Annotated in this window: 21 protein-coding genes; 11 read left to right on the forward strand and 10 right to left on the reverse strand. The window is 54.6% G+C overall.

Translation table 11 applies throughout. The features are described 5' to 3' along the window. Positions 1–66: 66 nt before the first annotated feature. The 4 genes from xsc to B9K09_RS16675 all read right to left on the reverse strand — a co-directional run bounded on the left by xsc (position 67) and on the right by B9K09_RS16675 (position 5,508). The gene (gene xsc / locus B9K09_RS16665) at positions 67–1,827 is read right to left on the reverse strand and encodes a sulfoacetaldehyde acetyltransferase (protein WP_087517871.1); all 1,761 of its coding nucleotides are present in this window, start codon (positions 1,825–1,827) and stop codon (positions 67–69) included. Between the two features lie 56 nt (positions 1,828–1,883). Next, positions 1,884–2,054 (reverse strand): hypothetical protein, encoded by a 171-nt coding sequence (locus B9K09_RS22590; RefSeq protein ID WP_157699366.1) that lies wholly within the window; start codon positions 2,052–2,054, stop codon positions 1,884–1,886. A gap of 325 nt (positions 2,055–2,379) precedes the next feature. Then, positions 2,380–3,873, reverse strand: a complete 1,494-nt coding sequence (locus B9K09_RS16670) for a PLP-dependent aminotransferase family protein (RefSeq protein ID WP_087517872.1) — start codon at positions 3,871–3,873, stop codon at positions 2,380–2,382. Positions 3,874–4,128: 255 nt separating this feature from the next. Next, positions 4,129–5,508 carry an aspartate aminotransferase family protein gene (locus tag B9K09_RS16675; protein ID WP_087517873.1) on the reverse strand — a complete coding sequence of 460 codons (1,380 nt, stop codon included), beginning with the start codon at positions 5,506–5,508 and terminating at the stop codon, positions 4,129–4,131. Positions 5,509–5,814: 306 nt separating this feature from the next. On the opposite strand from B9K09_RS16675, the gene thiS reads away from it, so the two are divergent. Together thiS and B9K09_RS16680 are read left to right on the forward strand one after the other, a co-directional pair. Then, positions 5,815–6,015 (forward strand): sulfur carrier protein ThiS, encoded by a 201-nt coding sequence (gene thiS, locus B9K09_RS22595; protein ID WP_177408733.1) that lies wholly within the window; start codon positions 5,815–5,817, stop codon positions 6,013–6,015. A gap of 35 nt (positions 6,016–6,050) precedes the next feature. Then, complete coding sequence (locus B9K09_RS16680; protein ID WP_218191968.1) at positions 6,051–6,848, forward strand: thiazole synthase; 798 nt, start codon at positions 6,051–6,053, stop codon at positions 6,846–6,848. Positions 6,849–6,874: 26 nt separating this feature from the next. Here B9K09_RS16680 and B9K09_RS16685 read toward each other — a convergent pair whose 3' ends face one another. Then, positions 6,875–7,696, reverse strand: coding sequence for an IclR family transcriptional regulator (locus tag B9K09_RS16685; RefSeq protein ID WP_087517874.1), 822 nt, complete (start codon positions 7,694–7,696; stop codon positions 6,875–6,877). A 179-nt stretch (positions 7,697–7,875) separates the two neighbouring features. Between B9K09_RS16685 and B9K09_RS16690 the strand changes: the two genes are divergently transcribed. The 3 genes from B9K09_RS16690 (at position 7,876) to B9K09_RS16700 (ending at position 11,719) form a co-directional block, all read left to right on the forward strand. After that, positions 7,876–9,540 (forward strand): GMC family oxidoreductase, encoded by a 1,665-nt coding sequence (locus B9K09_RS16690; protein WP_087517875.1) that lies wholly within the window; start codon positions 7,876–7,878, stop codon positions 9,538–9,540. Between the two features lie 85 nt (positions 9,541–9,625). Continuing rightward, on the forward strand, positions 9,626–10,948 hold the full coding sequence (locus B9K09_RS16695; RefSeq protein ID WP_087517876.1) for an MFS transporter: 1,323 nt from the start codon (positions 9,626–9,628) through the stop codon (positions 10,946–10,948). A gap of 381 nt (positions 10,949–11,329) precedes the next feature. Continuing rightward, a complete protein-coding gene (locus B9K09_RS16700; RefSeq protein ID WP_157699368.1) occupies positions 11,330–11,719 on the forward strand; it encodes a DUF3461 family protein in 390 nt (129 codons plus the stop codon). Between the two features lie 7 nt (positions 11,720–11,726). Here B9K09_RS16700 and B9K09_RS16705 read toward each other — a convergent pair whose 3' ends face one another. After that, a complete protein-coding gene (locus tag B9K09_RS16705; RefSeq protein WP_087517878.1) occupies positions 11,727–11,969 on the reverse strand; it encodes a hypothetical protein in 243 nt (80 codons plus the stop codon). A 273-nt stretch (positions 11,970–12,242) separates the two neighbouring features. On the opposite strand from B9K09_RS16705, the gene B9K09_RS16710 reads away from it, so the two are divergent. From B9K09_RS16710 to B9K09_RS16730, 5 genes are all read left to right on the forward strand, one after another. Next, positions 12,243–13,223 (forward strand): MoxR family ATPase, encoded by a 981-nt coding sequence (locus tag B9K09_RS16710; protein ID WP_087517879.1) that lies wholly within the window; start codon positions 12,243–12,245, stop codon positions 13,221–13,223. Positions 13,224–13,231: 8 nt separating this feature from the next. Beyond that, the gene (locus B9K09_RS16715; RefSeq protein WP_087517880.1) at positions 13,232–14,959 is read left to right on the forward strand and encodes a cobalamin biosynthesis protein CobT; all 1,728 of its coding nucleotides are present in this window, start codon (positions 13,232–13,234) and stop codon (positions 14,957–14,959) included. 350 nt (positions 14,960–15,309) lie between these two features. Beyond that, on the forward strand, positions 15,310–16,326 hold the full coding sequence (locus B9K09_RS16720; RefSeq protein WP_087517881.1) for a TRAP transporter substrate-binding protein: 1,017 nt from the start codon (positions 15,310–15,312) through the stop codon (positions 16,324–16,326). A 145-nt stretch (positions 16,327–16,471) separates the two neighbouring features. Beyond that, the gene (locus B9K09_RS16725; RefSeq protein ID WP_087517882.1) at positions 16,472–17,068 is read left to right on the forward strand and encodes a TRAP transporter small permease; all 597 of its coding nucleotides are present in this window, start codon (positions 16,472–16,474) and stop codon (positions 17,066–17,068) included. Next, positions 17,061–18,404 carry a TRAP transporter large permease gene (locus B9K09_RS16730; RefSeq protein WP_087517883.1) on the forward strand — a complete coding sequence of 448 codons (1,344 nt, stop codon included), beginning with the start codon at positions 17,061–17,063 and terminating at the stop codon, positions 18,402–18,404. Before B9K09_RS16725 ends, B9K09_RS16730 begins: the two co-directional genes overlap by 8 nt. A 119-nt stretch (positions 18,405–18,523) precedes the next feature. On the opposite strand, the gene B9K09_RS16735 is transcribed toward B9K09_RS16730, so the two are convergent. Further along, the gene (locus B9K09_RS16735; protein WP_087517884.1) at positions 18,524–19,543 is read right to left on the reverse strand and encodes a Glu/Leu/Phe/Val dehydrogenase dimerization domain-containing protein; all 1,020 of its coding nucleotides are present in this window, start codon (positions 19,541–19,543) and stop codon (positions 18,524–18,526) included. A 283-nt stretch (positions 19,544–19,826) separates the two neighbouring features. On the opposite strand from B9K09_RS16735, the gene B9K09_RS16740 reads away from it, so the two are divergent. Continuing rightward, positions 19,827–20,627 (forward strand): SirB1 family protein, encoded by an 801-nt coding sequence (locus B9K09_RS16740; protein WP_087517885.1) that lies wholly within the window; start codon positions 19,827–19,829, stop codon positions 20,625–20,627. Between the two features lie 7 nt (positions 20,628–20,634). Here the strand turns inward: B9K09_RS16740 and B9K09_RS16745 are convergent, their stop codons facing one another. From B9K09_RS16745 to B9K09_RS16755, 3 genes are all read right to left on the reverse strand, one after another. Continuing rightward, positions 20,635–23,172: a LuxR C-terminal-related transcriptional regulator gene (locus tag B9K09_RS16745; protein ID WP_087517886.1), complete on the reverse strand. Its 2,538-nt coding sequence runs from the start codon at positions 23,170–23,172 to the stop codon at positions 20,635–20,637. Between the two features lie 157 nt (positions 23,173–23,329). Further along, positions 23,330–24,700: a DUF1329 domain-containing protein gene (locus B9K09_RS16750; RefSeq protein WP_087517887.1), complete on the reverse strand. Its 1,371-nt coding sequence runs from the start codon at positions 24,698–24,700 to the stop codon at positions 23,330–23,332. 28 nt (positions 24,701–24,728) lie between these two features. Then, on the reverse strand, positions 24,729–26,492 hold the full coding sequence (locus tag B9K09_RS16755) for a DUF1302 domain-containing protein (RefSeq protein ID WP_087517888.1): 1,764 nt from the start codon (positions 26,490–26,492) through the stop codon (positions 24,729–24,731). Between the last annotated feature and the right edge of the window lie 326 nt (positions 26,493–26,818).

The following is a 26,818-nucleotide window of genomic DNA, read 5'->3' on the forward strand; positions in this document are numbered from 1 at the left end:
CGCCGCTGCAGAGACTTCACAAGCAGTGGTCAACGCTTAACGCGCAGACCATTTTGCTGACGCGGCTTATACGTAGTCCTTGTACTTATCAAGGAAACGCACAGGCTTGGACAGCGCATCCCGGCGGAACGGATCGCCCAGCTCACGGGTACACATGATTTCAATAACCGTGGTCTTACCTGCTTTTTGCGCTTCACACGCAGCGATCAAGGCCGGACCGACATCTTCAAGACGATCAACCGTGACGCCCTCGGCGCCCATCGAACGCGCAATACCCGCAAAGCTCTGGTTCTCAAGGTCACCGGCGACAAAGCGACGGTTGTAGAAGTCGACCTGATTCTTCTTCTCTGCGCCCCACTGACGGTTGTGGAAAACGATTGAAGTGACTGGAATGTTCTCGCGAACGCAGGTCATAACCTCCATCATCGACATGCCCCAGGCGCCATCACCGGCATAGGAAATCGCGGTGCGATGCGGCGCTGCAACTTTGGCACCGATAATGGTTGGCAAGGCATAGCCGCAGTTACCAAAGCTCATGGCGGCGAAGAACGAACGCGGCTGTTCAAAGCGCAGGTAGCTGTTGGAAACCGAGTTGATATTGCCGATATCCGTCGAAACCATGGCATCAGCCGGCATGGCTTTTTCCAGTTCACGCAGCACCTGACGCGGATGCAGGTAGTTGCCGTCCTCACCTTTCTGCTCGTTGATCATGTCCAGCGAGTATTCATCCTTCTCATGAATCCAGCCACTCAGCTCGGCTTCCCAGTTGGCTTTCTCCATGGCGATTTCTTCAGCGCGAGCGCCCTTGTTTTCGAGGCACAGCACATCAAGATCCTGCAAGCGAGCGAGCAAGTTCACGGCCGCTGCTTTGGCATCGCCACAGATACCTACCGAGATTTTTTTAACCAGACCAAGCATCTTTGGATCGCAATCAATCTGAATCACCTTGGCCTGCTTTGGCCAGTAATCCATACCGTGCTGCGGCAATGTCCCGAACGGGCCAAGGCGTGTGCCCAATGCCAGTACTACGTCAGCGCGCGACAGCAGCTTCATGCCCGCTTTCGAGCCTTGATAGCCCAGCGGCCCACACCACAGTTGGTGGCTGGCCGGGAATGAATCGTTGTGCAAATAGCTGTTAACAACCGGGGCCCCGAGGTATTCAGCCAGCGCCTTACAGGCGTCGACTGCATCGCCCATCACTACACCGCCACCTGAAATGATCACTGGATTCTTGGCTGAAGCCAGCAATGCGGCTGCCTCGCTGAGACTATTCTCACCACCAGCACTGCGTTCGATACGCATCGGCGCTGGAATATCAACGTTGATATCGCCGTAGAAAAAATCGCGTGGAATGTTCAGTTGAGTCGGGCCGTTTTCCTGCATGGCGCGATCAAAACAGCGCGCGGTCAGTTCAGCCATTCGTGCCGGGTTTGCCACATGCCCTTGATACTTGGTGATGGTTTCAAAGAACGGCAACTGCTGCGCTTCCTGAAACCCACCCAGGCCCTGGCTCATTGAGCCAGTTTCAGGGGTGATCACAACCACTGGGCTGTGCGCCCAGTAGGCAGCGGCGATAGCGGTTACAAAGTTGGTGATGCCTGGGCCATTCTGCGCGATACATACACCATGACGGCCACTCACTCTCGAGTAACCATCAGCCATGTGACCGGCGCCTTGCTCATGCACAACCGGGATAAAACGGATGCCAGCTGGGGCAAAAATGTCCATCGCATCCATGAAGGCCGAGCCCATGATCCCGAAAATATCGGTTACGCCATTGGCGACCATCGTTTCAACAAGAGCTTCGCTGGGTGTCATGCGTGCCATATCGACTTTCCTCTCAGTACTTGGTGTACGACGGCCGAGCCGCCGGTTAACGGGGCTTAGCCGCAGAGCGGCATCGGCGCACAGGAATAGCCGAGAAACTCGGCACCTTCAGAGCAGCTGATCTGCCCTGCTTTAATGTTCAGGCGCTGCATCACAAGAGTCGCAACTGGCACCATGAAAGGATGCTGTTGTGAATGATTGATCACATGCGAGATGCGATTATTCATGTTGATCTCTCCGCTTATTCTTGTGATGAAGCACTGCCAGCCCAGCTAAACCCTGCACTGCGTTGCAAATGCATGTTCGGCTTGGCTGGACCTAGAGTAGGAGCGTGAGAGATCAGCCCGATAGAACCAGTTGCGAGCCAGTTGTTGCGCCAGTGCTAATCCAGCGTTTTCTGCGCGCGCAGAACTACACACCGCGCCTTGGAGCAGCGGTGTCGGATACATCGAAAGTAGTTAGTGGTGCTTGGCGTGCAATTGAAAAAATCAGCAAACTAAAACGCCGTGGGTAACAAGCAATAGCGACCGATACCGCTGCTCCCCGCTACGACTAGTGAAGCAGTTTTTCCGCTGACCCTTCGCTGAGTTGCTCAATCAGCTCAGTCAGTAGCTTGATACCGGGCCGAATGCGCTCTGCGGCAATCGACGAATAGCCTAGGCGGAAATAATTCAACGGCGGGTTATCCCCGTGAAAATGAATATCACCTGGCTCAATAAGAATGCCGTGTTTTGCGGCCAGTTTGTGCAGTTCGCGAGCATCCAGTCCATCTGGACCTTTGACCCAATAACAAGACCCGCCAAAGCTCGGCTCGCGCGATGAGTCAGGAAGAAATTCGCGCAAGGCATCACCCATTTGTTGATGACGATCCTGATAGGCACGCATCAAACTCATGATCAGAGCATCGTGATAGCCGCGCTCAAGAAACAGCGCAACCGAGCGCTGATTGTTCGCCGCGGGATGACGCACCATCAAGCGGCGTAAGGCGCGTGCCTCACGAATCAATGGTTCAGGGCCGACCAGATAGCCAACGCGCAAACCTGGCGCGAGGGTTTTTGAAAGACTGCCGACGTAGAGCACCCGATCGTTTTTATCCAAGCTCTTGAGCGCGGGAATCGGGTTGGCCTTGAAATTGGTTTCGCTTTCGTAATCATCCTCAATAATCAGAAAGTTGTGCTCATTAGCGCGCCGCAGCAACTCGTAACGTCTTTCCAGCGGCATGGTTACGGTGCTCGGACACTGATGACTGGGCGTGGTGTAAACCAGATCACATTGATTGAGCTGATCGCTGAGCACCAAGCCTTGTGCATCAACGGCCAGAGGCTGCACCCGTGAAGGATTGAGCATGGCGATATTGCGGATATCCATATAACCCGGATCTTCGATCCCCATCAGGCTGTCGGGACGCAACAATAAACGGGCAAGCATATACAACCCATGCTGAGCGCCAACCGTCACCAGTATCTGGTCGGGCGATGCCCACACACCACGACGCGGCAACAAACGCGTGCGAATTTGCTCCATCAACAACGGATCATCATTATCAAAGCGATCAGAAGCCCAATCGCGAATCGCCGGAATACTCACCGCGTCGCGACAGCATTCTCGCCAGTTCGCCGTGGGAAATAACACCGGATCAAACTGGCCGTAAATAAACGGATACTGATATTTCTGCCAGTCACGCGGCTTGCTCATATTGCGCTGTTCGGTTGGCTTGACCACCAACCGACTTGACCAGTCCGGGGTATGATCGAACGACGAATCAACCGGCGCTTTAGCAGGCTCGACCTTGCGCGCAAGAATATCCGGATTAACGTAATAACCGCTGCGCTCACGGGCAACAAGGTAGCCATCATCGAGCAAATGCTCGTACGCCAGCACGACCGTATTACGCGCAATATTCAGTTGTTTAGCGAGTTTTCGACTGGACGGGAGCGGGCTGTCGAGGGGGATATTGCCGTTAAGAATGACCTGGGCAATCTGTTCACGTAACTGCTGTTGCAAGCCAGTTGGCTTATCAGCGGACAAATGAAAAAGATGAAACATATCGCGGCCTCAGTTGTAGTAACTGCACATGCTGGAACCCATTTTCCTTGATCCAGCAACTCCACTTTTCCCAGCACCAAAGTGCGATGACTGCGGGGCAGACTAGCACCAACAGTCATCCAAGACTATCCAGCCAGAACCCCCATGAAAACCAATGCGCCAAGTAGAGCTTAAAATAGTCTTTGGGCAAAACGCCAAAGCCGATCTGACCTGCAACAGCAGATCAGATCGGCTTGATACCCGCCAGTTTTACGCTTAGGCAACTCGCCCAAACGCGTTATCCAGTGCACTTATAATCTGATCCAGATCGGCCTGGGTTGCGATCAATGCCGGACTGAAACACAGGGTGTTGTTGAACTGTTCAAAACTGCGGTTGGTGCGACCAATAATCACCCCTTGACGCATGCAGTCCGCAGCAATGGCAATGGCAACGCTTTCAGCAACCGGCTCTTTGGTCTCACGGTCCTTGACCAGCTCCAAGCCGCAGAACAAACCCTTGCCGCGCACATCACCGATCAACGGGTACTTGTCTTGCAGCTCACGCAGCCGGCCCATGAAGTACTCGCCCATTTGCGTGACGTTTTCGAGCAGACCTTCATCCTCGATAATCTGCATATTGGCCAGAGCCGCTGCGGGCCCCGCGGTGCAGCCACCAAAGGTGCTGATATCGCGGAAATAACCCATGCGATCCTGAGCATCGTCCTTGAACGCATCAAAGACTGCTTCAGTGGTCACGGTGCAAGAGATCGCGGCGTAACCACTGGCAACGCCCTTGGCCATGGTCACAATATCTGGCTGGATGCCGTAATGCTGGTAACCAAACCATTTGCCTGTGCGGCCTAAACCACAAACAACTTCATCGATGTGCAAAAGAATGTCGTACTTTTTGCAGATCGCCTGAATGGTTTCCCAGTAACCAACGGGTGGCGTAATCACTCCACCGCCCGCCGTGATCGGTTCAAGGACTACCGCGCCGACGGTATCCGGCCCCTCCGCCAGTATTACTTTCTCCATCTCCAGCGCGGCACGCACGCCGTAGTCCGCCACATCACCAAATTGCGAACGGTATTCGCAGCAGTGAGCAAACTCCACAAACCCCGGAGTGAACGGACCGTATTGGTTTTTACGCTCAAACTGGCCAGTAGAGCTCAGGGCGGTAATGGTGGTGCCGTGATAATCACGCTCGCGGAAGAGAATCTTGTGCTTCTTGCCACCGTATTTCTTGTGGGCAATCTGACGAACGATTTTATAGGCCTTTTCGTTAGCCTCAGAACCGGAATTCGAATAATAGACACGGCTTAGGCCGGGCATTTTCTCGATCAGTTTTTTGGCGAACAGAGCGCCGGGAACACTACCGGCAGTACCTGCAAAGTAGTTGAGTTTAACCAACTGATCACGCACCGCATCGGCAATGCTTTCACGGCCATACCCGACGTTAACTGTCCATACACCACCGGACACTGCATCCAGGTATTCGTTGCCCTTAATGTCCCAAACGCGCATGCCTTTGCCTTCGACAATCACCATCGGATCATTCTGTTCCAGTGGCTTGTGCTGGGTGAGGTGATGCCAGACGTGACTGCGGTCACTGGCAAGCACTTCAGCTGCATCAAAATCGTTCGTCATGTTATTCATGCCAACCTCCTGCGTGGAACATTGTAATTGTGCGCGGTCGGCCTGGTGATGCAGGTGCCGCAGTCATCCAACGATAGGCTGTGGTGAGCAAAGACCTGAGTCAGCCCCTGATGACGAAACTAAGAGCATGGCGTCAGCGCAGATAGAACCAGTTATTACCCAACTGAGGTGCCAGCCAGACTACAGGGCACTTCCACCGCACTGACTGGACCAATATGGCTGGTCCCATTGGCTCTTCAGGCGCATGTAGAACAGGGCAAACATACGGCTACCGTGAGCTGATTTATCCGCTTTGGAGCTGCAATGATTGAAGTCACGATTAACGGTGAGACGCAGCAACTACCCGCCAACTTGAGCCTGGGCGAGCTGCTTGCGCGCCGAGATCTGGAAAACAGGCGCTTAGCGATTGAGCTCAACATGCAGGTGATTCCACGCAGTCAATTTCCGCACCTGCATCTGCAAAACGGCGATCGTCTTGAAATCGTGCATGCCATCGGTGGCGGCTGATCAGGCGTCATTTATTACTGTGTCTGGGGGTTGATATGACGCTTGCTATGCCATTGGATGATCCACTGATCATCGCGGGGCAATCATTCAAATCGCGCTTACTGGTTGGCACTGGCCATTATGCTGACCTCGCTGAGACTCACGCAGCGGTGACCGCAAGCGCCGCACAGATCGTCACTTTTGCCGTGCGCCGCAGCAACATCGGCCAGGATGCACAAGCGCCCAATCTACTCGATGCAATTGCCCCAGAGCGCTTCACGCTGCTCCCCAATACCGCCGGTTGTTACACCGCCAAAGATGCGGTGCGCACCTGCCTGCTGGCACGTGAACTGCTCGACGGACATGATCTGGTAAAGCTCGAAGTACTCGGCGATAGCCAGACGCTCTACCCCGACATTACTGAAACGCTCGCAGCGGCACGGCAACTGGTTGAGCTGGGTTTCAACGTGATGGTTTACACCAGTGATGACCCGTTGATAGCCCGACGTTTAGAGGAAATCGGTTGCGTTGCGATCATGCCATTGGGTGCGCCTATCGGCTCGGGCTTGGGTATTCGCAACCCATATAACATTCGCATGATCGTCGAAAACGCCAAGGTACCGGTGATTGCCGATGCCGGTGTCGGCACCGCCTCAGATGCGGCGATTGCCATGGAGTTGGGCTGCGACGGGGTGTTGATGAATACCGCTATTGCTCACGCACGTGAACCGATCCGCATGGCCTCAGCCATGCGCCAAGCTGTTTGCGCCGGGCGCGAAGCTTATCGAGCTGGCCGCATGCCGCGCCGACTGGACGGCAATGCCTCTTCCCCGTTGAGCGGGCTGTTTATTTAACCCGCTGATCGCTTGCTAAATAGTGTTTAGGCGTCGGAGTTGAACATGGCCGCCAACTGTTCGGCGGCCATCTGCATGTGCGCGATGCCTTCAATCAAGTCATTCAGGCTCTTGCGTGCGGTTGGCGCATGACACGCCAGTGCAGCCACACAGCGACCATCGTGGTCACGGATCGGTACTGCCACCGCCACCATCCCCGCGACAAACTCCTCGCTGTCGATACCCACACCTCGGCTGTTAATGCGCTCAAGCTCAGCCTGCAATAAACCCATATCTGTAATGGTGCGCGGGGTTTGTGCAGTCAACTGCAAGCGCTGCAGTAGCTGTTGGCGCGCATCGACTGGCATTTCAGCCAGAAACAACTTACCGCTCGCCGTGCAATGCAAGGGCACATGCGTGCCGGGCTCAACATGCAGACGCAACGGCTCCTGAGTTTCAACCCGATCGATATAGATCACCTGGGTTCCGTCCAGCGCCGTGAGGTTGCAGGTCTCGCCCAAGGTACGGACCAGCGATTCCAGGATCAGTCGATGACGCTGCATGACCACATCATTGCGCAGCAAGCGCAGGCCCATCTGCGTCGAGCGCGGGCCGAGCAAGTAGGTTTTTTCATCCACCTCACGCAATAAAAAACCCAGTCGCTCCAACGCTTGAACCATGCGCAACAACGTAGCTTTGGGCGTGGCCAGACGGTGACTTAACTGCGCCAATGACATGGGCGCGTCAGCCAAGGCAATGGTTTCCAGCAGTAACAACGCTCGCAAGCTCCGGTCTGGACTTGCAGCTGAATCAATACCAGCCAACTGACTCTTTGATTTCGATACGTTTTGTTCCAGTTTTTCAACCATCTGAAAATTTCATCCGTAAATTAACTGCATGATTATAAAACAAATAACGCCATAGGCCAGTCAGATCAAGGCATTGGACTCAATCGAAACATATTTCTGGCCCAACAATAATGAACCATTTTGTTCTAATTTTATTTTGAAGTTCGGTTTCACACTAATAAAAACAAAGAGGATTTCGAATGTCGCTCACCTATGACTTCGTCGTAGTGGGTGCTGGCTCTGCTGGCTGCGTGCTAGCAAACCGGCTCAGCGAGAACGGGCGCTACAGCGTCTGCTTGCTGGAAGCGGGCCCACCGGATCGCTATCCGTGGATCCACATTCCCATTGGCTACGCCAAGACCATGTTCCACCCTGTCTATAACTGGGGCTTCTACACCGACCCAGACCCGGGCATGAACAACCGTCGCATTTACTGGCCACGCGGGCGAGTATGGGGCGGTTGCAGCTCAATCAACGGACTTATCTACATTCGCGGCCAGCAGGCTGATTACGATGCCTGGGCCGAGTCCGGTAACGACGGCTGGGGCTGGAAGGATGTACTGCCCTACTTCCGCCGCGCCGAGAACAATGACCTAGGCCCTGGGCCAACTCATGGCACTGCAGGACCGCTATATGCGTCAAGCATCAAGGCGCGTCATCCGCTCACCGAAGGATTCATCGAAGCCGCCAAAGAGCTGGGCGTACCGCGCACGAATGACTTTAATACAGGTGATCAAGAAGGTGTCGGTTATTACCAACTGACGACCCGCAACGGTCTGCGTTGCAGCACCGCCGTAGCCTATCTGCACCCGGCGCGAAAGCGCAGCAATCTGACGATCATCTCGCTCGCCAAGGCGCAGAAAATAGTATTCGATGCCAAGCGTGCAACCGGCGTGGTATTTGAAAAAGACGGACAACTGCAAACCCTCAATGCCAAGCGAGAAGTGATACTCAGCGCCGGCGCATTGCAATCGCCGCAGTTGTTGCAGCTTTCAGGCGTGGGCTCACATGAGCTGCTGAAGAAGTTTGCAATCCCCTTGGTTCACGAACTGCCTGGGGTCGGTGAAAACCTGCAGGATCATTTGCAGATCCGCATGATCTACCAATGCACCCGCCCCATTACCACCAATGATGAACTGCGCTCGCCCTGGCGCAAACTGCGCATGGGCTTGCAATGGCTGTTTACCCGCAGTGGGCCGCTGGCCATCGGTATCAACCAGGGGGGCTTGTTCACCAAGGTGCTCGAACCAAGTAAGACACCCGATATCCAGTATCACTTTGGCACGCTCAGCGCCGATTCCGCAGGCGGCAAGGTGCACCCGTTTTCAGGGTTCACTATGTCGGTTTGCCAGTTAAGGCCAGAGAGCCGTGGCTACGTGCGGATCGTCTCCAACGACCCGAACCAGCCACCCTCCATGCAGCCTAATTACCTGTCCACTGAACTGGACCGGCAAACAGCAATTGCTGGCGTGCGCTACACGCGCAAGCTGGCAGCGACAGGGCCGCTCAGAGACCTGATCAAGCGCGAGCACCTGCCGGGTATTGAGCAACAGAGTGACGAACAGATTCTGCAGTTTTGTCGGCAGTACGGCGCCACCATCTTCCATCCGTCAGGCACTTGCAAAATGGGTTCGGACCCAATGGCAGTGGTTGACTCACGCCTGCGTGTTCACGGCATCAAGGGGTTACGGGTAGTCGACTGCTCGATCATGCCGACCCTGGTTTCCGGTAACACCAATGTGCCGGTGGTGATGATCGCCGAGAAAGCCTCGACGATGATTCTCGAAGACGCCGTCAAACCAACGCTTGTTGAACCCAATGCTATTGCAGCACAGCCCTCGGAAGCGCTTTCCCACGCGCTCTGAGCAACTACAGCATTTGAGCCAGCGCTGTGCATCAGGTAACCGCCAGCAGGCTTTATTGCCTAGCCAAACACATAGGAATACTGACATGTCCACGCCCAATCCCGTGCGCAAAGTCGTAATCGCAAGTGTCATCGGCGCCACCATTGAGTGGTACGACTTCTTTCTCTACGGTGTCGTTGCCGGCATCGTTTTCAACCAGCTGTACTTTCCCAATGATGATCCGCTTATTTCAACCATGCTGGCCTACGGCACCTTTGCTGTTGGCTTTCTGAGCAGGCCCATCGGCGGCGTTATTTTCGGCCATTTCGGCGACAAGATCGGCCGTAAAAGCATGCTGGTCATGACCATGATGATCATGGGCATTGCCACCTTTCTGATCGGGCTGGTGCCCACTTACGACAGCATTGGTATTTGGGCACCGCTCATCTTGCTGGTGTTGCGCATATTCCAGGGCATCGGCCTGGGTGGTGAATGGGGCGGCGCAGTGCTTATGGCGTTTGAATATGCGCCAAAACATAAACGCGGCTTCTACGCCAGTTTGCCGCAAATCGGCTTGGCTATCGGCTTGTGCCTGGCCTCGGGCGTCGTCGGCCTGCTGTCGTATTTCCTGACCGACACGCAATTCCTTGAGTGGGGCTGGAGAATTGCCTTCCTGCTCAGTGCGGCACTGGTATTTGTCGGTACCTGGATTCGTCTCAATGTCATGGAAAGCCCAGAGTTCGCCAAGGTCAAGGCCGCAAACGCCGAAGCGGCGATTCCATTTGTTGACATGATGAAGCGCTACCCAAAAAACGTCCTAGCCGGCATGGGCGCGCGTTATATCGACGGTGTGTTCTTCAACGTATTTGGGGTGTTCTCGCTCAGTTACCTGACGCAAACTCTCAACCTGCCGCGTTCTGAGGCGTTGATTGGGGTCATGGTTGCCGCCGTCGTGATGTGTTTTAGCATCCCCATGTTTGGCGCATTGTCCGACCGAATCGGCCGTACGCGAGTCTATTTCTGGGGCTCACTGATCACCGCGATTTCAGCCTTTCCAGCGTTTTGGCTGATGATGACCAGCGACGGCAATATGTTCATCATCTGGTTGGCGATAGTGGTGCCGCTCGGCATCTTCTATGCAGCGGTTTACGGGCCAGAAGCAGCACTGTTCTGTGAGTTGTTTGACGCCAAGGTGCGCTACACCGGAATCTCGTTCGTCTATCAATTCTCTGGGATCTTCGCGAGCGGCCTGACCCCAATGATCGCCACCGCGTTGATGCGCAGCAGCGATGGGCAGCCGTGGACAACCTGCCTGTATGTGTTATTCGCCGGGGCCGTGAGTGCTTACTCCGTTTGGTGGATTGGCAATCGCAAGAAACAGGCATCGATTGAGCCTGAGATGGCAGCAGAGCCTGCAGCCATCCGCTAAATGGCTAACGCCACTGCTACCTGCCCCGCTTTCGGTTCACCCTTTGCGGGGCTTTAACTTGTGGTAACAGATTGAACAAAGCTTAGGTTACTCAACTGCTTTCCTTCAGCGCTCGGCAACCCTGCGCACTGGCACCATTAATGCCGCAATCCTGGCTCTTGGCTAACAGCTGCAGCAAACTAAACTGTATACAACTCTCCTAACGAGAGTGGCCTCCCTTCCCGACGTTACTCTGCACCTTGCGCCAAGCCGGATGCCCGGGAATCGCTGAAAACAATAACAATGCGCCAAAACCGTTCAACTGCTGAATAAGCCAGTTGGATTGTTTGCTGTGCGCTTTATATGGAGCCGAACCTTACTGACAACTTGAGAGCAACTGCCATGAACGACTATCCGACCCTGAAAGAGATGGGCATTGACGCTGCTGGAACGATTAAGCGTTTTAGTTTGCGTCACGAACGCGACCGTGATGTATTGAAGATCTACTTCCATCGCCCAGCCAACTCCCTGCGCTCGCACAGCCAGAAGTTCACCTTCGCCCATCCACGCCGGGCTATTCCTGGCCAGAGTCGACACAGTCAAGCCTTCGCCGAATTAGCTGCAAGCAGCCCGGTGTTGCGCAGCGCATTGGTAGAACTCAAACAGCTGACGGCCGTCGAAGTGCCGCAGCTGTCGCCGAAAGAAGAAGTGCTGCAAGACTTGCAACACCTGGAGAATGTTATGGAAGGCAAGCTCGCTGAGATTCGCCAGAAAATCGAATACTTGGCCTGAAGCTACTTCAAGCCTGAACTGGCGCAGCTTTAGTCATCTGCGCCATTTTGCTGGCGAACAGCTGAGCCAACGCATCTGAGTCTCCACCCGACTCATCCAAAGCCTCAACCACCGCCTGCAATGTCGGCTGCGTTTTGCTGAGTAGCGCCTCGATGTACTGCTCTGGAGTCACCTGCGTATGCGCCTCATAGCGCTTGAACAGGTCGAGCAGTTGGCTGTTAATTGGCAGCGTCAGGGTATCTGTAGACATCGGATAAACCTCTTTAGAAAGTCGCCGGGTCAATGCCATTGCACCCGCTTGGCCCCATCCTTAGCGGGTTCAGCCTCGGACAATAGAGCCAGTTCATAGCCAGTATTGGCTCCAGGTAATAGTTAGCAACGCCCGCATCATCATTGGCCTGCACCTTATCTGGCAATTTTGTTGGTCAAACGTTGGCCGCATAACCCAGCGCGAACTGGCCCCTTCGCTGTAACTTCTGCGCCCCTAGAATCAGGTCATTCTCCTGTTATCGAGGCACCACGCATGACTGACCTGACTCTTGAATCTGCCAGCCGCCTGGTGCCAGCCCGTGAACTGTTTGGAATCGACAGCAACATGCGCGTACCGGTGTTACTCAAGCAGGATGATCAAGTACCCGAGATCGACAGCGCTTACCGCTTTAACCCAGAAGTAACCCAGGCGGTGCTCGCCGGGTTCACCCGCAACCGGCGCGTCATGCTCCAGGGTTTGCACGGCACAGGGAAATCAACCCACATTGAGCAGATCGCCGCACGACTCAACTGGCCCTGCGTACGGGTTAATCTGGACGGTCACATCAGCCGGCTCGACCTGATCGGCAAAGACGCAATCGTGCTGCGTGAGGGCAAACAGGTCACCGAATTTCAGGAAGGCATATTACCGTGGACACTGCGCCGTCCTGCGGCGCTGATTTTCGACGAATACGATGCCGGACGCCCTGATGTGATGTTCGTTATTCAGCGAATCCTTGAACGCGACGGCAAACTCAACCTGCTCGATCAAAATCGACTGATCACGCCACATCCGCAATTCCGCCTGTTTGCCACATCCAACACCGTTGGCCTGGGCAACCTCAATGGTCTTTACAACGGCGCACAAGTGCTCAATCAGGCGCAGCTCGATCGCTGGAATATTGTCGCCAGCCTCAACTACTTGCCCTCCGAAGAGGAGCAAGCAATTGTTGCTGCCCGGGTTCCACAACTACTGGGGCTTTATGACTCAAGCCTGCTTGCGTCAATGGTTGCCGTCGCCGGCTTGACCCGTGAAGGCTTTGCCTGTGGCGATCTTTCAACACTGATGTCACCGCGCTGCGTAATTTCGTGGGCTGAAAATACGGAAATATTTGGTGACCCAGCGCTGGCGTTCCGCTTGTCATTCCTCAACAAGTGCGATGAAGCTGAACGCGGTGTCGTTGCCGAGTATTACCAACGCTGTTTCGATCATGAGCTTAAAGAATCCGCCCTGCCGCATTTAGCACTGGCTTGAGCGCTGAAATGAAGCAGCCACCTCGGCGTGAGAAGCATCAGCAACAACTCGAAGAGTTATGCGCGGCGACTATGCGAGCGCTCTCGGGAGAACGCCGTCTGCGTTATCGCGGAGCTCGACTTGAGGTGAACGGCCAGCATATTCCGGTTCGTGCACCGCACCTGCATCCCGACCCGGAGCAGGATGACTTTTCGGCATATCGTGGCGTCGCCGACAGCCTGGCTCTGCGCCTCAAGCACAGCGACCGAGTACTGCTGCAAGCGCACCTGCCCGCTCAGCCGATTGCCCGCTTGGTTTTTGAGTTGCTTGAACAGTTGCGTGTTGAGTCGCTGGTCAGTGACCGTTATCCGGGTGTGCGGCGTAACCTGATGCTGCGCTTCAGCCAATGGAGCCAGCAATTTATCGACTCAGGTCAGACCGAAGGCCATGTTGGCCTTATGCTCTACACCCTCTCGCAGATGAGTTGGTTGCTGTTATGTGGCGGGCGGGCCAACGAGCAGACGGAGATGCTGATCGAAGCCCCGAGACTGAGCCTGCTCGGACATTTTGGCGCACACTTCGGTCTATTACGCCGCTGCCGTCATGATCAATCGACGTACAGCGAGCACGCGCTGTTCATTGCCAACAAGGTTGTTGAGTTGCTTGAGCAACTTGACTCACAACTGCTCAATAACGATGAGCGTAAAGTATCGGAAGTTGCTGAGAAGGCCCATCTGGCCTTTGCTTTACTGCTCGACAGTGACGCCGATGAAGAAGGTGTAGACAGCGCTAGCGCTACCGCACAGGGCAATTCACGCGATAGCCAGGACACATTCAGCTATCAGGTGTTTAGCCGCGCTTATGACCGCGAAGTAGCCGCTGTCAGCCTGGTTCGCGCCGATCTACTTAAACAACTACGCCAGCGTATGGATCAACGCATGGCGGCCCAAGGCCTCAACCTGCCGCGCCTGGCCAAGCGCCTCAGCGCATTGCTCGCGCAACCTCAGCGTGACGGCTGGGCCTTTGCTCAAGAAGACGGTCAAATCGATGCAGGCAGGCTCAGCCGTCTGATTATTAGCCCCGAGCAACATGAGATTTTCCGCAACGAGCGCCAGCGTCCGCAAAGTGATTGCGTGGTCAGCCTGCTGATTGATAACTCGGGCTCCATGCGTAACCACATAGACGCCATCGCCTTGCTGGCAGATACCTTGAGCCGTGCTCTGGAACTGGCAGGTGCACAGAGTGAAATACTCGGTTTTACCACCGGACAATGGAATGGTGGTCGTCCACTCAAGCGTTGGCGCGCAGCGGGGCAACCAGCGAACCCAGGGCGCTTGAATGAGCTGGAGCATCGCATTTACAAAGATGCCGATACCCCTTGGCGTAAAGCGCGGCCAAGTATCGCCGCGCTGCTAAAGTCAGATCTATTCCGTGAAAGTGTCGACGGCGAAGCCCTGCTCTGGGCTCAGCACAGACTGCTGAAACGCCAGGCCACGCGGCGCATCCTGATCATCATCAGCGATGGCTGCCCAATGGACGGCGCCACCCATCAAGCCAACTGCAGCGACATTCTCGACCAGCACTTAAAACAAGTGGCCCGACAGATTGAACAGCAATCCGCGGTTGAATTGTATGCCTTGGGTGTCGGCCTGGACCTGAGTAACTACTACCGCAACAGCCTCGAACTAGACCTATCGAATAGCTTTGACAACCGGGTTTTCGATGAGATTTTACATCTGTTGCACAGGTCCAACTGAGCGTGCAGATTTAGCGGTAATCTGGCTCCCTACGCCGCGCTAAAACAGGCCTCAAGCAACCGCTATCTTTTGGTGCAAACACCTGATTTAAAGCGCTTTTTCGCCCCTCATTTGGGCATAAAAAACTGGCCCTAGACAGGCCTCAAATGTGGCCCTAAACAGCCTCTCGACACAGGCGGATTATTGATCCGGTCAAATGTAATTGACGGGCAACAATCCGCCGCACTTGCAGCACGCTTTGCACCGTGGTCGCCCGTTAAGCTTTGCTCGAGCTTGGCTCACGCAGCATTTGTGAAGGCTGCTCGACCTGCACTTTCGTAATCAAAAAAACTAGAACGGAGTACGCAGTTATGACCACCAACAAAGCATTCACCCGACCGCTCGCCCTCGCCCTGTGCCTGCTGGCAACAACCTTGGGCAGCAGTCTGACTCAGGCCAAAACCTTCCGTGTTGCAGTAGGCGATGGCGCTGGAGGCACCCAGCACGAGCTGGGCCTGAAGTTTGCGCAAGAACTGAAAGCCAGAACCGATGGCAAGGATGACGCCAAACTATTTCTCAATGGCCAGCTAGGCAGTGAAGAAGACACCGTCAGCAACGCTGCAATGGGCACGCTGGACTTCTCAATTCTGGCGATCAACAACGTCACGCCATTCTCGCCCTCGGTTGGCATCCTGACGATGCCCTACATGATCCAAAGCCTCGATGATGCTGTAGCCCTGACCCAGAGCGATATCGGCAAAACCCTGATCGACAACACCGTGCGCGATGCCGGTGTGCGCATTATCGGCTGGGCATACTCAGGCTTCCGGGTACTGACCAACTCGAAAAAACCGGTCAAAACCATAGAAGATCTGGCAGGCCTGCAGATTCGCGTACCGAAGAACGAAATCATGATCGACACCTACCGCGCCTGGGGCATTAACCCGACGCCAATGGCCTGGTCAGAAACCTTTACTGGCTTGCAGCTGAAAGTGGTAGATGGCCAGGACAACCCGTATTTGACCGTCAACGCCATGAAGTTTTATGAGGTGCAGAAATACGTCACCAACCTGCGCTATCTGTTCTCTATCGAGCCGCTGATTGTCAGTGAGTCGATGTTTCAGGAACAAACCCCGGAAATGCAGCAAATCATCCTTGATGCGGGTAAAGCGGCGACGCTGCACAGTGCCAAGTGGCTGGTCGAGCAGGAAGATCGGATCAAACAAGAGCTGGTCGCAAAAGGCATGGAAATTACCGACCCGGCCAATGATGAGAAAGAGTGGATTGACCTTGCAGTGTCGAAAGTATGGCCGAAGTATTACGACCAACTCGGCGGTAAAGATCAGGTCAATGTGGTGCTCAAAGCATTGGGCCGCGACGCCATCTAAGCCAGCTGCTTGTTGGCTTGCCGACAACTTAAGTTGTCTCCGTTGACATCGCCATCGGTGAGTCTCAGACATACCGATGGCTAACCGCTCACGCTGTAGAACGTATGGCCTCAACTCCTGGGATCACGCGTTCAGGAAGGCGCTAATGAAATCTGCCAGCCGCTTCTTCAAAATCATCGACAACCTTGAGAATTACATATGCCGGGTACTCTTGGCGCTGTTTGTAATTATCCTGTTTGCCCAGATTCTCAGCCGTAACCTGTTCAATCATTCGCTCTCTTGGACAGAAGAGCTGGTGACCTACATGTTTGTCTGGTTCGCCTTCTTTGGTGCCAGTTACGCTGCAAAGCTAGCCGCCCATAACCGCGTAACGTTTCAGTTCAAGCTGATGCCGCGCAAGGCTGCCGTTGCACTTGAAGCGCTCTCGGACCTGATATGGGTGTGCTTCAACTGCTACTTCGTCTACCTCAGCGTGATGTTCTTCATGAAGGCAAACGTCTTCTGGAAATCACAAACCTTAGGCGTGCCGATGAAGTATCTCTACTTGATTTTGCCGATCGCCTTCAGCCTGATGACCCTGCGCATTCTTCAGGTCAACTACTACAAGCTCGTCAAAGGTATCGATATTCGTGATCCGGAGACGGAAGAGCTGGACAAGATAATCCACGACTCCCAGGCCCAGACGTCTGAGCCAAACCCAACTACCCGCGAAGCAACCCACCCGGAGCGGGCCCATGGTTGACACTACGATTGTTTATATCCTCTTTGGCTCATTCATTCTGTTGTTACTGATCGGAACCCCCATCAGCATCTCACTGGCAGTTTCTGCCTTGGCATCATTTCTCTACCTGGGTGAAAACCCGATCAAGTTCGTCCAGATTGCGTTCACCTCGGTGGGTTCATTTCCATTGATGGCACTGCCCGCATTTATTCTGGCTGGCGCGCTCATGGAGGCCGCGGGGATATCCAGGCGCCTGGTCGCACTGGCCGAGAGTTTTGCTGGACCCATCACAGGTGGTATCTCGGCCGCCGCCGTACTGGCGTGTCTGTTTTTCGGCGCCATCTCAGGCTCCGGCCCGGCAACCACAGCGGCCGTCGGCATGCTGATGATTCCGGCGATGGTCAAACGTGGCTATGCCAAGGGTTATGCGTCTGCGGTGACGGCCTCATCCGGAGGCCTGGGTATCATCATTCCACCGTCAATTCCGATGGTGATTTTCGGAATTTCAGCAATGGGCATGCTACCGCCGCCTGAAGCTATTGAGAAATATGGTGCGTTCGGCACTGTGTCAATTCCAAAACTGTTCATCGCAGGTGTCGTTCCTGGCTTTATGCTGGCGGGCGGCCTGTTGATCATGAACTACTTCCGTTGCAAAAAGCTGGGTTATACCGGCAGTGGCGAGGGTTGGTCATCGAGCAAAATACGCAAGGCAATGCGTGAAGGGTTCTGGTCGATGCTCGCGCCATTTGTGATTCTTGGCGGTATTTATACGGGGCTGTTCACCCCAACAGAATCAGCTATCGTGGCGATTTTCTATACATTGTTCGTCGGCCTGTTTATCCACAAGGAGCTGCACTTTAAAGAGATTTTCAAATCGCTTGAGACAACCACATGGATCACTGGCCGGGTGCTAGTCATTCTGTTCACGGCCACCGTGTTCGGTCGGTTGCTGGTGGAAAATCAAATTCCAGCGGTGGTGGCTGACTCGATGCTGAGCCTGACGGATAACATCTACCTGATCTGGATATTGATTATCGGATTCCTGCTGTTTGTCGGCATGTTCATGGAAACCCTCGCCGCGATCATGATTTTGACCCCGGTGATCTTGCCGATCACCTACACCCTGGGCATTGACCCGGTGCACTTCGGTATCGTGCTGATCTGCTGCTTAAGCATTGGTTTCATGACACCACCAATGGGCGAAAACCTGTTTATCGCCTCAGGGATATCCGGCACGGCGATTGAGGACATATCCAGGCGTGCCTTGCCATTCGTTGCGGTACTGACCACCGCGACCTTTATCATCGCCTGCGTCCCGGCAATCAGCCTGACCCTCCCCAGATGGCTCGGTTACTGAGCCTGCCCAGCAAATAAAAATGGCCCGATTAAACGGGCCATTTTTATTTAATTAATAACTCGCTGGTGAATCACAATAAAAGACTGCCGCCACTCGCACAGCCTGCAACCTTTGGCCTGTCAGGGATATAACAAGCGCTCTGCCAACGCGTCAGCTACCCGAGCTGGAGGTCGTTTATCCGCTTGCGCATGGGCAAATATCTCAGTCAACCGCGTCGCTATTTTTGCTAAATGGGCGGTAATCGAAGACAAACTTTCACCTTGGTGATTAAGCGCGACGTAAATCAAACCACCCGCATTAATCACGTAATCGGGGGCATAGAGGATGCCGCGGGCTTGCAGCGCATCCGATATCTCGGGGCTGGCTAGTTGGTTGTTAGCCGCGCCAGCAACCGCAGAGCAGCGAAGCCTTGCCACTGCCTGTGCATCAAACACGCTGCCCACGCCACAAGGCGCCAGAATGTCACAGGGCACGCTGAGAATTTCGCTATTAGCCACTGGGTGCGCGGACAGCTGTTCGACCGCTAGCTCAACTTTACCCAAGTCCAGATCGCTGACTAATAACTCTGCCCCGGCAGCGTGCAGCTGCTCAGCGAGTGCGAAGCCAACATTACCCAACCCCTGAATGGCGACACGCAGGCCTTCCAAATCATCAGACCCGAGACGCGCGTAAGCAGTGGCTCGAATCCCAGCAAACACTCCCAGTGCGGTATGTGGCGATGGATCACCCGCGTGAGTGGTACTGGTGACATGCTGGGTGGCCTGAGCGATGCAATCCATATCCAGGCTGGAGGTGCCACTGTCCATCGCGGTGATGTAGCGACCGTTGAGGGTCTCGATAAAACGCCCAAATGCCTCAAATAACGCGGCGCGGTCATTTACATGGGCAGGCCGCATAATCACGGCTTTACCACCGCCTTGCTTTAAGCCGGCCAGTGCCGCTTTGTAACTCATGCCTTGGGCAAGGCGCACCGCATCATGCAATGCCAACTGGGTATTTGCATAAGGTAAAAACCGGCAGCCACCCAAAGCGGGGCCAAGCTGGGTGTTATGTATTGCAATAATTGCTTTGAGACCTGTCTGCGGATCCTGTGCGACATGCAACGTCTCAAGCCCGGCGGCGTCCATGATGTCAAACATGTTATGGCTCCCCAGGGTTTGCTCCCGTCTTATCAAGAGCTGCTTTGCGGCAAAACGGTCACAACCCCTAATACGAACTGATGCAAGTATAGCTATCAACCAATACTGCAACTGACAGCCTCAGCATAAGCCAGCGCAACGGCCTGCTCTGTTTGCATAAGCAGTCTGCAGAGCATTACAGCCAAACAGATGAATAAACCAAACAAAAGACCAAGGCATTTAACGCCACAGAACTAGACGTGCCGAAACAAGACAGTTACAAATAGCTCTAAGAGGTATACCCATGACCCCGCGCCAACGCTGCTTTGCCTGTCTTGCACAAAACCCGCCTGCATTGCTCGAGGCAGCGCTATGGCTTGCGGCTGAGCACGACTCTATCCTGCAGCCCGCTCATGTTCTCGCCGAGTTTAATGAACTGCTACATCAGGTCAGAACGCGCCTGCCTGAACTGCCAGTGGCGGAATTGGCAATGCCACTGCTGCGCTGTTTGAATAATCTTGATTTTCACGAGGATGACAGCGCCCCGCTTCGCCCTCAGGCAGCGTTGCTGCATTTAGTCATGCGCCGACGCCGTGGCCAACCTCTATCGCTGGCGGTAATCGCGCTGGAACTCGCCCAGCGCCTGAGTATCCCGCTGCAAGGCGTGAATTTCCCGGGTCATTTTTTAGTTCGCGTATCGGGCGCCGATCACATGCTCGACCCTTGCAGTGGTCGACGTTTGTACACTCAGGATTGTCGCGCCATGCTGGTACGCTACTTCGGCAACAGGGAGTTGCACGCGAACGATCTCGCAGCCTGCGACCCGTACAGCATCATCCAGCGGATGTCGCGGAACCTGCGCCACTTACATGTACAGGATGGTGATTACTTGGCGGCGCTCAAGGATGCCGAACGGGTACTCCAGCTTTGTCCGCCCAGAGCGGCCGACCACCTGGCTCGCGCTGATATCTACCGACAGTTGGATTGCCCGCAGGCCGAGCGTTTTGATGTCGAACGTGCCTTGATGCTCAGCGACAGTGACACTGAGCAACTGGCGCTTAGCGAGCGCCTGCGCAAACTCGGTCATGCTCAACCGTTACATTGACACCTTGCTAGAGCAAGCCTTGGGCTTTGGCACTGGCAACCGCTTGAGTGCGTCGTGCCACTCCGAGTTTGCCGTTAATACGCCGAGCATGGGTTTTAACCGTGTGCAGCGAGATAAACAGTTGGTCAGCCACTTCCTGATTGGAACAACCCTGTGCAATCAGCCCCAGTACCGCCAGCTCGCGACAACTTAATAAGGTGTCCGCGGTGTTGCCGGTAATCTCTGCAACGGTTGGATCCACGCTACGCTGCGACCACAAGCATTGGTAGTTCAACCGCGTTGCCAACTCATGCAATTGCGTACGGGCATGGGCCGCTCCGGCATCGTCACTGACCCTTTCACAGGCACGAGCCAGTAATGACCAAAGCTCGCAAGCTACGACTAAGCGCCCCTGCTCAAGTACCTCATTAAGCATGTGCTGCAAGGGCTCACGCACATCTACGCCCTGACCAAGATCAATGTTCAGTAATGAATAGCGCAGCCGAACAATAAGTTCCGGATAATATTGCGGCGGTAACATCGCTTGCTCGCGCTGGTGATACTCAAGCACTCGACTCAGCGCCTCACGCGCACGTTCATGGTGGCCCTGCCATATCCACATCTGACTGCTAGCCAACAACAATACCCCTCGGTACAGGGTATCCGCGACACGGTGGCGTTGCATCAAGCGCTCAGCTTCTGCAAGCAACGCAAAGGCGCCGGGGATGTCATTCTCAGATGCAGCCAGCTCAGCCATTGCCAGATAACTGTAGAAAGCGCCGGGGTCACCGTAGTCGAGCGCTTCGCTCAAGGCAGTGCGCAACATGCACCGCGCCTGCTCAAGCTGGCCCTGACGCATCGCCAAACGCCCGAGTCGCAAGTGGATACGCCCCCAGACGGGTGTCTTGCGCACTGCTTGATGCTGATATTGATCACGCACCCGCCCTAACAGCGCCTGCGCACGTACAAACTCGCCGCGCACTTCAAGCAATAACGCGTGATCAAGCTCAAGTAGCGCCTCAAACACTGCGCTGCCATGACTGCGAGCAACCTTGAGCGCCTCGTAGCTCAGCCGCTGCGCCTCATCGAGATGGCCTTCACCAATAGCTATCTGAGTCAGTACCGAGCGACAAATGAGCGCTTGCGCCCATGCGCTTTCAGGCAGGTATTGAAGTGCCTGCTGCAGATGCTCGATTGCCTGTTCACTGCGCACTCGTAAGCAGGCTTCAACACCTTTTAAAGCCTGCCACTGGGCGAAAAGCTCGCACGTCCGTGTAGGTTCTGGGCGCGGCTGAAATCGTGCCAGTGCCGCGGCGCAATAGCTTGCTTCGTCCAACCGTCCCGCCAGCAACAATATCCAGGCATTCAAAACCACCAGCCGTGGCGTGCTCATCAACAGGTCTTCGGGCAAATCTGCACGCCAGCGCAATATCAGCCCAATGTCTTTACCCTGGAGCAGGTTCTCCTCAGTAAAACGCTCGAGAAAACTCGCCGCAACTTCAGGCTGGCCTGCCTTTAGCGCGTGCTCAACTGCTGACGGAATATCACCATTGGCAGCAAACCATTGGCTGGCATGCAAATGAGTAGCCGTTATGGGCAGATGAGCGGAACAATGCCGCAACTGCGCAGCCAGCGGCGCAAACAATTGAAACCAATCATTCTGATCATCTATCGGCTGGATAAACAGTCCGCGTGCACGCAGCGCTTGCAGCCAATTAGCCCCTTCACCCACGCCCATGACATGCTCACACAACTCGGCGTTGAAGCGTGGTAAATGTGCCAGTTGCAGCAGCGCTTCGCACAACTCCGGCCCAAGTCCCGCCAGTACCTCATGCTCGATATAATCGAGCAATACGCCGTTTGAACCGTTGAACTCATGGGGGCATTCAGAGCGCGAATTACTCGCGGCCAGATGCAATAACCGCATGGCCGCAGGCCAACCGGCACAAAGCTCAAATAATTGCTCTGCGTGCGGTAAGTGAACTGCATCGACACTATTCAGCCACTCACACAGCTCGTCGTAACTGAAGGCCAGTTCGTTGCTGCCCAGTTCAAACAGTTCGCCCTCAAGCAATAACCGCGGAAGATTACATTGCGGTCGCCGACGACTGCCCACCCACCAACTCACAGAGTCAGCGGCACTCCCGATCAGGCGATCGAGGTAGCTGTCCAGCAACTCGTTGGGCTCTCGCGCGTAATCATTAAGGATGATCCACAGTTTGCGCGTCTCTGCGCCGATAGCCCGCAATAGCTGATCATCTGAGAATTGATTTGCATAACCCAGTGCGCTGGACAGTTGCTGGCATAGATCACTGCTGGTCCATTGCGCACCGGCGCAATTCAGCCAAACCACTGTGCGGTCAGGCGGACATACACGCATGCAGTCAGCCAGCAACACCGACTTACCGAAACCTGCAGGCGCAACTAAAAGGCGCAGACGACAGTTTTCAGCCAACAGCCGTTGCTGTAGCTGCGAACGAATAACGTGTCCAGGCGGCACTCTGGGCAATGCGGTTTTGGCGCAGACGGGAAGTGCCACGCCAGCGGAAAATGCGTAAGCGCTCATAGCCACTCATAATTATTGTTGTGGAGCAGATAGCATAGGACGCTAACGCCTATCCCGCTCAGGATGAAGCTCCATAAACCTGACTGATGCCGAGCAATAAAAAAAGCGGCCAGAAGGCCGCTCTAAATATGGAGTGTCAGTCTGCTTTAAGCTCGGATCAACGCACCCCGGATGCGCGCAGCGCTGCTGGCGTGTAGTCGGCGACGCTAGCTTTGAAGCCGAACTCGTAGGCGATGCTTTCTTCGTTCTTCATGCCCAGAGCGATGTAGCGACCTGCAATGATGTCGTACAGCGTTTCCACGGTATAACCCGACATCTGCCGCGGGTAGTAATACTGAGCATGGCCTTCACCGACGCGCCATAGCTGGCCACGCCCGTCATAGTGATCGGCGAGAACGATTTCCCAGCTGTCTTCATCTATGAAGTAGTGACGCTTGGCATAGATGTGACGCTCGCCCGACTTCAACGTCGCTTCAACTTCCCATACCCGGTGCAGTTCATAGCGGGCGAGGTCTTGGTTGATATGGCCTGCCTTGATGATCTCGTCATATTTCAGTTTCGGCGAGTCAAGCTTGTAAGCGTTGTATGGAATATACATTTCCTTCTTGCCGATCAGTTTCCAGTCATAACGATCTGGAGCACCTGAGAACAAGTCGAAGTTATCCGCAGTACGCATGCCATCAGAGGCAGTGCCTGGACCGTCGTACGCCACTTGAGGTGCGCGACGAACACGGCGTTGACCGGCGTTGTAGATCCACGCCAGACGCGGCTCTTTAACCTGGTCGATGGTCTCGTGAACCAACAACACGTTACCGGCCAGGCGCGAAGGCGCGGTTACCCGCTGCTTGAAGTACAACAGGATGTTGTTGGTTTTGGCTGGATCAGCCCCCTCCAACTCGGTTGGGAATGCCACCTCATCCTCAAACTTGACCAGGCTGTAAGAACCATTCACCTGCGGCGTTACCTGAGCGATATGACGACGCACGTTACCACCACGATAACGGGTGATATGGTTCCAGATCACCTCAACCCCGGTCTTCGGGATAGGGAACGCGTAGTAACGACTGTCACTGAAATTTTGCAGGCCGTTACCACCATCTACTCCCACGGTATTGAGCGCACTCTTCTTTGCCGCCGCGTATATTTCAGGCGGGGCACCCGCTGTGCGGTGAGTGGTATATACCGGCATTCTGTAGGTTTCTGGATAACGCTTGAACATCGCTATCTGACCCGCAGATAACTTGTCCTTGTACTGATCAACGTTGCTCGCGGTAATCACGAACAATGGTTTCTCATTTGCGAAGGGGTCACTGGCAAAACCCGCCGCATCGACCGTACCAGCCGTTTTCGGCAAGCCACCATCCCATGCGGGAATAGTGCCTTCAGCATTTCCAGCCATTTCAGCGCCCAATGGTGTCAACGTTGTGCCTAGCTGGGCCGCTTCTTGCTCAGACACGGCAGCCATTACACTGCTAGCCAACAATGACAGCAACAACGCGCCCGTCGATAGGATTCTTGTGTTTTTCATCGATTACGGATCCTTTAGTTATCGTTGATCAGAAGTTCACACCGAAGCTCAGGGCAACGAAATCACGGTCCGTAATCACGCTGTAATCACCGCCAAAGAAGTCGGTGTAACTGAGGCTGGCGTTGTAGGTGTTCTGGTATTCGGCATTCAAGCCAAGGCTGATGGCTTTACTGCCTTCGGTGAAGTTAGGGCCATAACCGCTCACGTCATGTGACCAAGCCACGCTTGGAGTCAGGTTGATACCGGCAAACACGTTGTTGTAGTCGGCACTGGCGCGCATGCGATAACCCCATGAGCTTGAAGTGTAAAAACCATCGTCATTACATTCATCAGGGTTAGCGGCGTTGAACGCCTCACAAACACCGGGTGCGGTAAACTCGCCGGCACCAAAGATTGGATCGCGGCCAAAGCGCACCTCACCGACGTCGTCGCTAATCCCACTGACGTAGTTATAGCCTACCTCGCCGAGTATGGTCAGGCGGCTAGCGCCCAGCACCCGGTCAATGAACTGCACAGCAGTAATCTGCGCTTGAGTCACCTCACGGCGCTCGTAGCCATGTAGATCAGCTGCCGAGGTGTTTTCTGATTCACCCGAAACAAAGATTGGCGAGAACGGCAAGCCCAGTGCAGCAAAGGACATATCGGTCGAGTTGATTTGCAGCGGCATATTCGGCCGGTAGCTCAACTCACCCGACACCGCAGTGCCGCTAATGTTGGTTGCAAAGCTCAAACCGTACAAGCGGATGTCTTCCGGATACTCAATAAAGTAACGAGCATCCGGTGCGCCCGGAATAAACGCAGCACTAGGTGAAGTGGTGCGAATCGTGCTGAACACTGGACCACGGCTGTGATAGTTCATGGTGTACAAACCGAACTCAGTGTCGTTCAGCGCCGCGGCATACCAGCGCAGGGCTAGACCATACTGGCCGCTGTCTCGCGCATCGCGGTCACCGGCACGTGGAATGTACGCGTTATCGACAAAGGAGTTGGTTGACTCGCCCGGTGGCAAGTCTGGCCCAGCAACCACCAGACGATCCTCACAGCCATCAGCGACGACGTCGGAGGTTGAGAAGAATGTGCCGCAGTTATCCGCTACCGTCTGGTCCCATTCCAGTTGGTAGAAGGCTTCCATGCTCACGCTATCTGTCAGACTTTGCGAAACATAGAGCATGTTGACCGGAATCAGGCCTTCTTTGATTTCAGCCCCTGGACGGCGGAAAGCAGCCGCGTCAATTGGGTTGATCGAGTTGATAGAGTTCTGAATAAAGGTGCTTTCACCCCAACTGACGACCTGCTTACCCGCACGCACGCTGCCCGGCAAATCGCCAATCGCGTAGTTGTGGTAGATAAATGCATCGAGAATTTCTGCACCCGATGACTGCGCGGCTTCTTTGCGGTTGTGGTCATCGATGTCATAGAACTGTCGGCTTTCATCCTTGGTTTCGAAGTCGTACCAATACTTGCCGCGAATAAACACACCGGTGTCACCGTACTTCAACTCAAGGTCGTGAATACCTTTGAAAATTTTCGAGAAGGTTTCACCCTTTTTGAAGTTAAGTCGGCCGTCGTCCGAAGTACGCGACGAGGCAGTCCCGCCACTGACTGTCGAGATAAAATCTTTATCGCCATCACGCGTAGCCCAACTCGCCCCCACAGACAGCGATGAATCGAACTGCGCTTCGATAGGACCAATATTGAAGTTCACCGCGTGGGCTTCGGCTGTACATCCGAGTGCGACCGCGGCAGCCAGCGCACAAGGCTGAAAGAATGCATGTCTTGTTTTTGTTGTCATGCGACGCTCCTGAAAGCGATGTATTGAGTGTTGCCGCCAAGCTACCCAGAGCGCCCCCAAGCGATAAGCGCCCGAAAGAGGTATTTTGACTGTCAACCGAAAGAGTGAATCTCCCCGCCAATGCGACGTTTCAGGACGTCAATCGGCATGCACAATGGTGCATTATTGAATGACTGAATAATGCATCACCATGCACTCGCGCTTGGCCCAGACCTTAAACAAGCACCCTAAACGGTCGATCTAGAGCTTTAGTGCAATATTTATTGGCTGTCATGAGCACTTGGCACAACAAGCGTATTCGAATCAATACACCGTATTTAAAGCAA

It is taken from the genome of Pseudomonas sp. M30-35, assembly GCF_002163625.1.
Taxonomy (GTDB): Bacteria; Pseudomonadota; Gammaproteobacteria; order Pseudomonadales; family Pseudomonadaceae; genus Aquipseudomonas.